At 57.4% G+C, this 12,184-nt stretch carries 8 protein-coding genes and 2 pseudogenes; 7 read left to right on the top strand and 3 right to left on the bottom strand.

The window, feature by feature from the left end; all coding sequences use genetic code 11:
* The 7 genes and pseudogenes from AB4Z52_RS10550 to AB4Z52_RS10580 form a co-directional block, all read left to right on the top strand.
* Positions 1 to 955 (top strand): annotated as a pseudogene (locus tag AB4Z52_RS10550) (hemagglutinin repeat-containing protein); the annotation flags it as partial.
* A gap of 91 nt (positions 956 to 1,046) precedes the next feature.
* Positions 1,047 to 1,811, top strand: a complete 765-nt coding sequence (locus AB4Z52_RS10555) for a hypothetical protein (RefSeq protein WP_442217871.1) — start codon at positions 1,047 to 1,049, stop codon at positions 1,809 to 1,811.
* A gap of 128 nt (positions 1,812 to 1,939) precedes the next feature.
* Positions 1,940 to 2,281 (top strand): hypothetical protein, encoded by a 342-nt coding sequence (locus AB4Z52_RS10560; RefSeq protein WP_442217872.1) that lies wholly within the window; start codon positions 1,940 to 1,942, stop codon positions 2,279 to 2,281.
* A 51-nt stretch (positions 2,282 to 2,332) separates the two neighbouring features.
* Positions 2,333 to 2,716 (top strand): transposase, encoded by a 384-nt coding sequence (locus AB4Z52_RS10565; RefSeq protein ID WP_174042404.1) that lies wholly within the window; start codon positions 2,333 to 2,335, stop codon positions 2,714 to 2,716.
* Positions 2,713 to 3,057: an IS66 family insertion sequence element accessory protein TnpB gene (gene tnpB, locus AB4Z52_RS10570; protein WP_442217873.1), complete on the top strand. Its 345-nt coding sequence runs from the start codon at positions 2,713 to 2,715 to the stop codon at positions 3,055 to 3,057. Before AB4Z52_RS10565 ends, tnpB begins: the two co-directional genes overlap by 4 nt.
* A gap of 74 nt (positions 3,058 to 3,131) precedes the next feature.
* A pseudogene (gene tnpC, locus AB4Z52_RS10575) lies at positions 3,132 to 4,214 on the top strand (IS66 family transposase); the annotation flags it as partial.
* A gap of 55 nt (positions 4,215 to 4,269) precedes the next feature.
* The gene (locus tag AB4Z52_RS10580) at positions 4,270 to 4,674 is read left to right on the top strand and encodes a hypothetical protein (protein WP_442217874.1); all 405 of its coding nucleotides are present in this window, start codon (positions 4,270 to 4,272) and stop codon (positions 4,672 to 4,674) included.
* Between the two features lie 1,221 nt (positions 4,675 to 5,895).
* On the opposite strand, the gene AB4Z52_RS10585 is transcribed toward AB4Z52_RS10580, so the two are convergent.
* From AB4Z52_RS10585 to AB4Z52_RS10595, 3 genes are all read right to left on the bottom strand, one after another.
* The gene (locus AB4Z52_RS10585) at positions 5,896 to 9,705 is read right to left on the bottom strand and encodes a vitamin B12-dependent ribonucleotide reductase (protein WP_442217875.1); all 3,810 of its coding nucleotides are present in this window, start codon (positions 9,703 to 9,705) and stop codon (positions 5,896 to 5,898) included.
* A gap of 868 nt (positions 9,706 to 10,573) precedes the next feature.
* Positions 10,574 to 11,071 (bottom strand): xanthine phosphoribosyltransferase, encoded by a 498-nt coding sequence (gene gpt / locus AB4Z52_RS10590; RefSeq protein ID WP_442217876.1) that lies wholly within the window; start codon positions 11,069 to 11,071, stop codon positions 10,574 to 10,576.
* A gap of 235 nt (positions 11,072 to 11,306) precedes the next feature.
* Positions 11,307 to 12,149 carry a universal stress protein gene (locus tag AB4Z52_RS10595; RefSeq protein ID WP_442217877.1) on the bottom strand — a complete coding sequence of 281 codons (843 nt, stop codon included), beginning with the start codon at positions 12,147 to 12,149 and terminating at the stop codon, positions 11,307 to 11,309.
* Positions 12,150 to 12,184 lie beyond the last annotated feature (35 nt).

Genomic DNA, 12,184 nt, shown 5'->3' on the forward strand with positions numbered 1-12,184 from the left:
GGCGACGGCGCTGACGGCAACCTCGGGCACGCCGGAATATGCCATCGATGGCTCGGCGCTCGGCGCCATGCAGGCCGACCGCATCAAGATCGTCGTCACCGAGAAGGGTGCCGGCGTCAACATGGCCGGCGACATGGCCGCCAATGCCGGCGAACTGTCACTGTCGGCCGACGGCAAGATCTCGATCGGCAATGTTTCGGGAAGCCAAGGCGTCAGCATCAGCTCGAAGTCGAAGGTGACGGCGGCAAAAGTGACGGCGCACCAGAAGGTGACGGTCCAGGCCGATCAGGGTATCACGCTGCAATCGGTCGCGGCCGATGACGATATTGTGCTGTCGAGCGGCAGCGGACTTCTGAGCGTTGTGGCCGATGTCAACAGCGCCACCAATGTGCAGATGAGTTCTGCTGCCGGTATTGCCGCCGGCAGCGTGACGGCCGGCAGTGGTGCGGCAACGCTTTCTGCGACCTCCGGGGATATAGCAATTGCCGGTGCTGCCAATAGCAACGGTGCGCTGACGATCACCGCGGCATCCGGCGCGATCTCGGCCGCGTCGCTTTTGAGCTACAACAATATCGGTCTCACTGCTGGCCTAGATATCGCCGCTTCCGGCAATGTGTTCGCTGAAGGCAATCTGACGGCCACCGGCCGCTCGATCTCGACCGGAATGGTCGTCTCCGGTCTCGATATTGCCGCCACTCAGGCGGCTCCGAACGGCAACGTCGTGCTCGGCGCGCTCGGCGATCTCAGCCTAACGGCCACCAACGGCAACATTGCAACGGGCATCCTACTCTCAGCCGGGCTCCTCAATGCGGCTGCGACCGGCAATATGGCGGCCGGGACCATTCAGTCGAACCGCGACCTGACGGTGAATGCAACTTCGCTGACAGCTAGCAACATCACTTCGTATGGGGCGCTCACCGTCAATGCCGCTACGGACGTCAGCGGACAGATCCTTGCCTAACAAGGTTATCGCATTACCGGAGGTGGAGGGGTGCTTCCAGAGGAATATATAGCTGGTGCTGGACCTGGGACTACAGGTAGCTCATTTGTTTGATATCACAGCACAAGCGGCTGATGGAAGTGTCGTGCGGATCCAAACGGTCACCACATTGGCCGACGGAACAACACTGACGCCGTCCGAAGCAGCAGCGGCGGCTCGGATACAGGCAGCGTCACAAAGCGGTGATCGCTTAATTCTGGTACCTAAAGGCACCTCATTGGATTCAATCTCGCAAATTATTGCAAAAGGCACTCAGGCGATGAAGCGCATTTTTTTCTATGCAACCGGCAGGGATATTTTTTCTGTAACGCGCCTAGTAGAGGAGAAGATGTCGCTTAAGTATATTCTTGCGAACCACGATCTATACGTGCCACCCGGCGATGATGCTCCGGTGTACTATAGCGCGAGTTCAATAAGCGGCCTTGGAAAGGCATCGCGACCTGCGTCTGCCACATGCGAGAGATACGTTGTTGCGGAGAAAAATGTCTCGATAAATATGATAACTGAGAAGGTGAAAGGGATAGATAAGGCTTATTTTTCTATTTCGAACTGCGCGGATTGCATCGAATTTAACGCTGGGGGTATGTGGGAAGATAAAGTTTTACTTAATGGTCTCATTCAAACATGGTCCGATAGCAAACTGGCACAGCGGCTAATGCGTCAATTTCAATCAGCATTCAAGAAAAATAACTTTGAAAGAATCGCCTACTTTTGGGTCGGGCCTGAAGCATACGAACTTCTGCGACAGGGTGGACGTTTAACAAGAGGGACGGATGCGGCTTCTTCATTTGATCTACAACTTCCGGCGTGATCTCGTTGTTCATAGCAATTATGACTCGAAAATATAGTGAGCCCTCTCTTTTAGGAGGTCGTTCACAACGGGCAATATAAAAGCGGGCAAGTCGATGCTTGAGCCTGATCGGACAATAGAGAGAAACGATGAACGACGATTTGAAACACGCACACGATCGACGCCAGTATCAGTTGATGATCGAGCAGCTAAGTCTATTTAACGAGGAGAGATTGAGCCTTGGTCTCCTATTGTCTCGCTTGAAGGGACTTGCATCGACACTTGAGTTGGCGTCCCCTTCTTGGAAGGATGAATTCACTAATCAGTGGGGCACTTTAGAGATAGTCTACGCTATGGCCTTGAATCGTGCAGAAAGTGCAGGTGATAGCCATAGCGAAACTATTCTCAGCAAGAAGGAACATTCGCTTGTTTTGACATCGATCAAAAACCTTCAGCGACTTATTCGTAAGCGGATATGCCATCCCACGTAGCATCGAGACGGGAAATCGCTCATTTTCAGCATGAATCATGCTGGGAAACCTATGAGCGAAGATATGAATCAGGGTCGCACGTTCGAAATTCTGACGGCGGATCCGGTGCGAACGCGGCGAAAGCCGAAGTTGTGGTCAGACGAAGCGAAGGCTCTGATCCTGGAGCAAGCGCTTGCCCCCGGCGCGAATGTCTCTGCAGTGGCGCGTGCCCATGGAATGGATCCGTCGCAGCTCTTTGGATGGCGGCGAATAGCCCTCGCAACTGGTACGGTTCAGCGCCTGAAGGCAGCCGGAAACGATGAAGCTTTTACCCGTTTCGAGGCCGTGCGGACGGACACCGTCGAGATAAAGGTGGGCGACACGACACTTCGCGTCAGCGCCTCGATCGATCCGGCGCTGCTGAGCGGCATTGTCAGAGCGGTACGGCAGGCATGATCGCTTCGGGTGTCGTGGTCTACGTGTCATGTCAACCGGTCGACTTCCGCAAGGGCGCTGCGTCGTTGATGGCCTTGGTGCGGGATGGCGGTCTTGACCCCTTCAGTGGCGCGCTTTTTATCTTCCGATCGAAGCGAGCAGACCGGATCCGCATTGTTTGGTGGGATGGTACAGGTGTCTGCCTTTACGCAAAAATTCTTGAGGAAAATGGTTTTTACTGGCCAGCGAAATCAGCCACGCGCATCCGCCTCGACCATGCGCAGTTGATGGCACTTCTGGCTGGTATGGACTGGAAAAGGATCAGGCCTGCCCAAGTGCGCAGACCGCTTTCGACAGGCTGAACAGGCCTGCGGCAAGATGAATCATGTCGCTGTAAGTGTTGGGAAATCGGTCGATTTTATGCTTTACTGGCATCATGATTTTACCCGGTCCCGACCTTCCTGACGACGTCGAAGCGCTGAAAGCGATGATCATCGCGATGAGCGCAGAGAAGGCTGCGACTGAGGCCGAAATCGCCCGAATGAAGGCTGTCCAACAGAAAGCCGACGAGCGGATCACCACTTTGACGGCGATCTTGAAGGTTTTGCAGCGTGCCCAAAATGGTACGCGCTCCGAGCGTCTGCGGCTGGCGATCAATGACGACCAGATAGACTTCGCTTTCGAGGAGATCGAGGCTGGCCTTGCCGCGATTGATCGTGAACTCGGCCAGGTCGGCAAAGAACGGCCAAAGAGGGAAGCGCGGCCTCGCAAAGGTTTTGCTGCCCATCTGGAGCGCATCGAGGAAGTCATCGAGCCGGACATCCCCGACGAATGCCAGGGCTTGGAGAAAGTTCTGATCGGCGAAGATCGATCCGAGCGGCTCGATGTCATACCGCCAAAGTTCAGGGTCATCGTCACACGCCGCCCGAAATACGCATTCCGGGAGCGTGACGGTGTGCTGCAGGCTTTGGCACCAGCGCATATCATCGAAGGCGGCCTGCCGAGCGAACGGTTGTTGGCCTATATCGCGGTCTCGAAATACGCCGATGGTCTTCCGCTTTACCGCCAAGAGGCGATCTATCTGCGCGACAGCGTGGTTCTCAGCCGCTCTTTGATGGCCCAATGGATGGGGCATCTGGGCTTCGAGTTGCGGATCCTGGCGGATTACATCCTGGAGCGCATCAAAGCCAGTGAGAGCGTATTCACGGACGAGACGACGTTGCCGACATTGGTTCCCGGCTCTGGTAGAACGATGAAGGCGTGGCTGTGGGCATATGCCTGCGACGACCGACCGTTTGGCGGGTCCGGTCCGCCGATGGTTGCCTATCGCTTCGAAGACAGCAGAGGTGGCAAGTGTGTCGCGCGTCATCTCGTCGGGTTCAGTGGCATCCTGCAAGTGGACGGTTACTCGGCCTATACCAGCATGATCAAAGAGCGCGCCAAGTCCGGCAGCAATGAAACGATCAAGTTGGCCGGATGTTGGGCGCATCTACGTCGTAAGTTTTACGAGCTGCACCTCGGCGGGTGTATAGGACCGAATCTGGAATGGTTCACGCGTCCCCAGGGAATTGAGAATGATCGATCTAACGGATATTTTTCGGGACGCGCTTAAGTCACGGGACAAGTGGACGTCCACCCGAACGGGAGAGCTGCTGGAGGCCTTGAGGCGTGCGCTGCCAGGAAGCTCGATAGATTGGGAACCGCCGAATGAGAACTGGGGAGCGGTTTTACTTGACAACGAGGTTCCCGCGCACGTGTGCGCGCTCGCTCCAATTGCCTTTGTAAAATATGCGTTGTCAACTAAATTGTCGAGTATTTTAGATAGTTTTAAAGTATACACAATTTTCTATCAAAAAATGGGAGATACATCTTATAGGATTGATAAGAGTATACTAAAGCAACTGGTGAATAGGGATTTGTCTCTGTTTGACTACGACAATATTTCATTGAACGAAATATGGTTTGCGACGGTTACCTGAAATTTACAATGAATTAAGTCCGACTAGGCGCCGGCATTGCGGTCCCCGTCGTCAGTCAACCGCCAAGCGGGACGATCGTGTTCAAACGCTGGCGACGATCACGCCCGGCAACTGGACCCTGGCGACCCAGCAGAAGGATCTCTCGGGCCGATGCCTCCAAGGCCACCAACGCGGTCGATCTGTTCGATATCGACAAGCTGAAGGCCGCTCAGCCGAGTGCCGCCGCATTGTCCGTACTTCGCAGCATCGGTGTCGGGGAGCTCTCATGAAAGCTTGGTTTTGACAAAGGCTCTCCGGAAAAGGTCGCCTTGCACGTCGCTGTCGAAGCGATCGTCGCACGGTAACATCGGCTCCGGCGCGACCGAGGCTCTAGCTGCTCGCGCCACCAGTGAGGTGTCCGCCGGAGTGCGACACAATCTACTAGGTTGTAGACTCATAAACACGGAGCCACAGCCGCATTGAGGCGGATTACCGGCCGTCGCTTGATTGGATCAATAGAACCCGATCGACGAGTGCCTTAGTCCACGATCAGGATTGGATGTGCCGGAGGCGAGAGGACGCGTCGATAATGCGTCTGCTGCAGAGCGAGGAGGACTTGAAATAGGCTGAAGGTCACGCTGCGAGGCCCGTGTTTAAAGTGGGGCGAGGCTCGCTCGAGGTTGAGGTTGGCACCTTAAACCGGGATCCGATCGAAGGGTTGATCGCCTTTGTTCGCTTGTGATTTACCAGGCGCCGAAGCGCCTGGATCTTTTGGTTTTTGGAACTCTAAACAGGATTGGCCAGTTCTTGCATCCATTTCGGCCCGGAACCAGCTGTTTCTTGCCACGTCGGCTAACTATTGGATCGGATTTTCACCTGTATTGCTCTGATGGGAATCCAGGCGCCGAGCGCCTGGAAGTCTCAGTTTCCCGCCTCTGGGAAGGGTTTTAGTTGGAAGAGTCCAACCAATCGGCTCCCGTATGGTGTTTCAGTGGACGTGACAGACAAACCAAGTAAGGCCAGAACTGATCTTCAACAGAATGTTACTCCACGGGTAGCTCACTTTTGGCAGGTCCCGTTTCGATCCTAAACTGATGGCCCCTGCGTTGTGGTGCCATCAGTTTTGTAAGGTCTGTCTTACGCCGGTTAATCGTGACTCTTCAGAGCGAGGTTTCGTGACTCCGACTACTGGAGTTCGTGCTATTTCAGTTGAGCCTATCCAACAAGGAGTACGATGAGTATTCAGGAGCACCCACTAGTACTTCCGCAAGTGTCGCATTTTTCGCAGGTGCCGTTGCGGACCATGGTGAAGTTCTGGCACTCGGAGCACATGTTGCCGGTGTAGCCTTGCATGATCGAGCGGGCGCGGCGTTCGGATTCCAGTTTCTTGGCGTCCGTCTTGGCAGAGGCGGCCTCTGCTGCGGCCTTGTCGGTGAACAGGGCGTTGGCCCGTTCCTCGACGGCGATTTCCTCGATCACCTCTTCCACGAGCTCCTTGGCGCGCTCCTCGTATTCTCGCTTGAAGGAGAGGACTTCCGAGGTGGAGACGACTGTGCTTGGCTCCAGCTTGCGTGCGGCACTGCCCGCAAAGGAGGTGATCACAGCGCCGCCCGAGGCTTTCGCAGGGGCAGCCGTTGCCGCCCCCTTCAGTTCTCCTGCCGGACGCTCGCCGCCCGAGACCAAGGTCGGCTTGTAGCCACGGGTCAGGCCCTTGGAGACGATGTCGGCCTTGCCTTCCGAAACGCCGCGGCCAAGCAACGTGTTGTTGAAGTCCGACGTGTCCACATGGGCAAGGTCGTGACGGCCGAGATAGGAGATCGCAAGCTCGCGGAACACGTAGTCGAGGATCGACGTCGCATTCTTGATCGCGTCATTGCCCTGGACCATGCCGGCCGGCTCGAACTTGGTGAAGGTGAAGGCGTCGACATATTCCTCGAGCGGCACGCCATATTGCAGGCCGAGCGACACCGAGATGGCGAAGTTGTTGATGAGGGCACGCAGCGCCGAGCCTTCCTTGTTCATGTCGAGGAAGATTTCGCCGAGGCGCCCGTCGTCATATTCGCCGGTGCGCAGGAACAGCGTGTGACCGCCGATCTTGGCTTTCTGAGTGTAACCCTTGCGTCGTGTCGGCAGCTTTTCCTGCTCGCGGCTGACCCGTTCGATAACGCGCTCGATGATCTTCTCGGTAATGGTGACGGTCTGTGCCGCCATCGGAGCCTGCAGCAGTTCTTCTAGTGCATCCTCGTCGCCGTCGTCCTCGATCAGCGAGGAGTTCAGCGGCTGGGAAAGCTTGGAGCCGTCGCGATAGAGTGCGTTGGCCTTCAGGCCGAGCTTCCAGGAAAGCAGATAGGCGTTCTTGCAATCCTCTACGGTCGCTTCGTTCTGCATGTTGATGGTCTTCGAGATCGCACCCGAGATGAAGGGCTGCGCTGCGGCCATCATGCGGATGTGACTCTCGACCGAGAGATAGCGCCTGCCGATCTTGCCACAGGCATTGGCACAATCGAAGACCGCCAGGTGCTCGTCCTTCAGGAACGGCGCACCTTCCAGCGTCATCGCACCGCAAACGTGGATGTTGGCAGCCTCGATATCCTTCTTGGAGAAGCCGAGATGGTCGAGCAGGTTGAAGCTCATGTCGCCGAGCTGTTCGTCGGAGACCTTCAGCACGGTCTTCATGAAGTCGGTGCCGAGTGTCCACTGGTTGAAGACGAACTTGATGTCGAAGGCCTGCTTCAGGGCGCCGTTCAGCGCCTCGATCTTTTCGTCGGTGAAGCCCTTGGAGCGAAGCGAGCCGGGGTTGACAGCCGGCGCCTGGTTCAGGTTGCCATGGCCGACGGCATAGGCTTCCATTTCGGCGATCTGGCTCTCGGAATAGCCGAGCGTGCGCAACGCTTCCGGAACGGCGCGGTTGATGATCTTGAAGTAGCCGCCGCCGGCGAGCTTCTTGAATTTCACCAGCGCAAAGTCAGGCTCGATGCCGGTCGTGTCGCAATCCATGACGAGGCCGATCGTGCCGGTCGGCGCAATCACGGTTGCCTGGGCATTGCGGTAGCCGTGCTTTTCGCCGAGTTCAATTGCCTTGTCCCAGGCGCTCTTGGCATGGGCAACGAGATCCTGATCCGGGTTCTCGGAGTGGATGAGCGCGACCGGGTTGATCGACAGGCCTTCATAGCCCGAGGTCTCGCCATAGGCGGCGCGACGATGATTGCGCATGACGCGCAGCATGTTGTCGCGGTTCGGCGCGAAGTTCTTAAAGGGGCCGAGCTCAGAGGCCATTTCGGCTGATGTCGCATACGCGACGCCGGTCATGATCGCGGTCAGCGATCCTGCAATGGCGCGGGCTTCGTCGCTATCATAAGGGATGCCCGTCGACATAAGCAGGCCGCCAATATTGGCATAGCCGAGGCCGAGGGTGCGGTATTCATAGGAGCGCTCGGCGATCTGGCGCGAGGGAAACTGCGCCATCATGACCGACACTTCGAGAACGACGGTCCAGAGCCGGACGGCATGTTCGTAGTCGCCGATATTGATGCGCTTGGTGGCCGCGTCCTTGAACTGCAGAAGGTTGAGCGAGGCAAGGTTGCAGGCCGTGTCGTCGAGGAACATGTATTCCGAGCACGGGTTTGACGCACGGATCGGACCTTCGGCCGGGCTGGTGTGCCAGTCGTTCATCGTCGTGTTGAAGTGCAGGCCCGGATCGGCCGATGCCCATGCGGCGTAGGAAATCTGCTCCCACAGGTCGCGGGCCTTCAGCGTCCGCATGACGCGTCCGTCCTTGCGGGCGGTCAGGTTCCAGTCGGCATCGTTTTCGACAGCGCGCAGGAAGTCGTCCTTGATCGAGACCGAGTTGTTCGAGTTCTGGCCGGAAACCGTCAGATAGGCTTCCGAATCCCAGTCCGTGTCATAGGTCTTGAATTTCAGATCCGTGTAGCCCTGGCGGGCGAACTGGATGACGCGCTGGACGTAATTTTCCGGTACCTGATCCTTCTTGGCGGCGCGGATATCGCGCTTCAGGGCAGGGTTCTTGTTCGGGTCATAGCAATCTTCTCCGGTGCCGGCGCCGCCTTCGCAATTGATGCAGGCCTTCATAATCGCCTTGAGGTGGCGAGCGACGACCTTCGAACCGGTGACGAGGGCGGCAACCTTCTGCTCTTCCTTGACCTTCCAGTTGATGTAGTCCTCGATATCCGGGTGATCGATGTCGACAACGACCATCTTGGCGGCGCGACGCGTCGTGCCGCCCGACTTGATGGCGCCGGCAGCGCGGTCGCCGATCTTCAGGAAGCTCATGAGGCCGGAGGAGCGGCCGCCGCCCGAAAGCTTTTCGCCTTCGCCGCGCAGATAGGAGAAGTTCGAGCCGGTGCCGGAGCCGTATTTGAACAGGCGCGCTTCGCGAACCCACAGGTCCATGATGCCGCCTTCGTTGACGAGATCGTCCTCGACCGACTGGATGAAGCAGGCATGCGGCTGCGGATGCTCGTAGGCAGATTTCGACTTGGTGAGCTTGCCGGTGAATGGATCGACGTAATAGTGGCCCTGGCCGGGACCGTCGATGCCATAGGCCCAATGCATGCCGGTGTTGAACCATTGCGGGCTGTTCGGCGCGACGCGCTGGGTGGCGAGCATGTAGGCAAGCTCGTCGCGGAAGGTGAGGGCGTCTTCTTCAGACGTGAAATAGCCGCCCTTCCAGCCCCAATAGGTCCAGGTGCCGGCGAGGCGGTCAAAGACCTGGCGTGCGTCGATCTCCGAGCCGCTCTGCTCTTCCTTGGAGAGGCCCTTGAGTGCAGCATCGTCGGGAACGGAGCGCCAGAGGAAGGACGGAACGTCGTTCTCTTCAACGCGCTTCAACTTGGTCGGAACGCCTGCCTTGCGGAAATATTTTTGCGCCAGAATGTCGGCTGCAACCTGCGAAAACTGCGCCGGAACATCGATGTTCTCAAGCCGGAAGACCACCGAACCATCCGGGTTCTTGATCTCGCTGGTCGCCTTGCGGAATTCGATTTCCGCATAGGGCGACTGGCCGGCCTTCGTAAAGCGACGTTCGATGCGCATGTCCGTAACCTTTATAGTTGTTGCGTCTCGTCCCGTGACCAAGGCGCAAAGTTCCTCGTCCGGCTTCGCGTGCTTGATCGCGCAGCCAGTGTTCGTCCGCTTCGTGACAGGAGAGTCATCCGGAGATGTTTATCCTGTATCTTGTGGTGATGATGGCTGCAAACACTAAATATAGTATTAACAGCTTGTTTACGCCAGTCCCATCTCTCGTTTTCGGAAGCTTTTTGAAGTCGCAGGAATCCTCCCAAGGTGAATGCCCCTCATGGGCAATTCCCCTGCGATTCCAACTCCGATTTCAGGAAGAACCGGCCTCGTAGTCATGTCCGGTTCAGCGCCGCCCCAACGTTGGTCTATTAACTTTGAAACACCCGATTCCGTCAAGGGCTGGTTTTAAAGACTTCAGTAACCACAATATCTTGTGGGTGATCTGTGGAAACTGGGGGAAACCCAGAAAACGCCGAGGAGTCAAATGCTTGGCGGGAAATATTAGAGCATGACCTCCCCAACCGGAGGCATTTCGCCTGCGGGTCACGCAAAAAAGTGACAAGATTGTGACTGTTGCTGAAATGTCACCAAGCCGCCGTCACAAGCTGGCGAAAGCGCCCGTGATTCGCGCTGGAGACGCTGCCGGACAAGGGGTCACGGCGTTCAGGAAATGGCAGCCATAGTTATCCGAGCCGCCCGTGGGCTGGGAAAGGCCGGATGGTAGCGTCTCGCCCATGCGCTTGATTCGTGCAACTCAGGCGACCGTCTGGACACCGGCATCTCAACTTGTCACGGCGTGGCAGTGGGTGTTGATCGTGCAAAGGTCGAAAACGCGATCGGGGCGCAACCTGCGCCTCGATCGTCAATACGAACCTTCAGAAGTTCAGCCGGCATGGCCCTTGGCAATCGGCTCCTGATAGGTGAAGCCCATGTCCCAGGGGAAATAGATCCAGGTGTCCTGGCTAACCTCGGTCACGAAGGTGTCGATGACCGGGACGCCCTTCGGCTTGGCGTAGACGCAGGCAAAATGCGCCTTCGGCAACATGGCGCGCACTTCGGCGGCCGTCTTGCCGGTATCCGTCAGGTCGTCGAGCACGAGAATGCCCTGGCCTCCGTCGGTGCAGAGCTCCGGTGTTATCCCCTTCAATAGGTTCATTTCGCCCTGGTTGACGTAGTCGTGGTATGACGCAATGCACACCGTCTCGATCAGCCGGATATTGAGTTCCCGCGAGATGATCGCGGCCGGCACCAGTCCGCCGCGGGTGATGCAGACGATTGCCCGGAAGTCCTGCTTGAGGCCTGCGAGGCGCCAAGCAAGCGCGCGCGCATCACGGTGAAACTGATCCCAGGATACGGGGAAGGCTTTATCGGGGAGGGACATGGTGTTTAGGCTCCGGTAGGCGCGGGATGACGACACACCGGCATGCCGGCGACCCTGACGAGACCCGCATTACCAGCGGACCACGGTCCAAACCTCTAAACGCAGTTCACGCAGCTTGAGACAGCGCGTGAGCTTGCCCGGCGGGACGTCTGTCATTGGTCGCTGCTATTAGCTGGATTTGCCCCAAAAAGGCAAGAGCTGCGCAGCCGAGCCTCCAGTCAGCACCAGAGCAGTGTCAGCGCGAAAGCAGCGTCAGCGCCGTCATCGAGCGCAGCAGCGTCTTGGTCGTTCCGCCGAAAATCATCTGCCAAAGCCTGGAATGCGTATACGCGCCCATGACAAGCAGATCGATGCTGCTGTCGGAAAGGCGGTTTTCGATGACATGCGATGGCGACTTGTCCGCACTCTCTGCCGTCGCAAGCGTGACATTGACGTCGTGGCGTGCAAGCGTCGCTGCGATTTCCGTCCCTGTCGTCTGCGGCGATTGCCAGGTACTTTCGACGGGATCGACCGAGAAGATTTCGACCGCGTCGGCAGCCCTCAGAAAGGGCATTGAATCGAATGTCGCGCGCGTCGCTTCCTTGGAGCCGTTCCAGGCGATCAAAACGCGCCTGATCGGCTTGGGCTGCTTGAAGATATAGGGCACCATCAGGATCGGGCGGCCGCTCTCGAACAGGAAGCTCTCGACATCGACATGCGCGTCCGAGGGCCGCGCCGGATCGGGCTGAACCGCGATGATCAAATCGGAGCTGCGGGCGCTGTCGAGCAGCGGCTGCGAGGTATACCCGACGGAACTGGCGAAGCTGCGCCATTCGAAGGAAACCCCGTTGCTCTCGCCCTTGGCCCGGAACAATTGCTCGATTTCGGCTGCTTCCGCCCGGGCCATGTCCTGTAGGGCCTGTACTGCCACCGGGTCCGGAATTTCCATCGGTGCGACGAGCGGCACGGCCGAGACGATTTCGGCGTGCAGTCCGATCACATGCGCTCCGTGTTCCGCCGCCAGCGCAAAGGCAAAATCGATTGCTACGCCTGCATTTTCGGAGGTGTCGAGAATAGCCAGTATGGTCTTATAGGACATGATTTGATCTCCCCTACGGATGAAAGTTCATCCTA

This window comes from Rhizobium sp. 2YAF20 (genome assembly GCF_052114685.1).
In the GTDB taxonomy this organism is placed as follows: Bacteria; Pseudomonadota; Alphaproteobacteria; order Rhizobiales; family Rhizobiaceae; genus Rhizobium.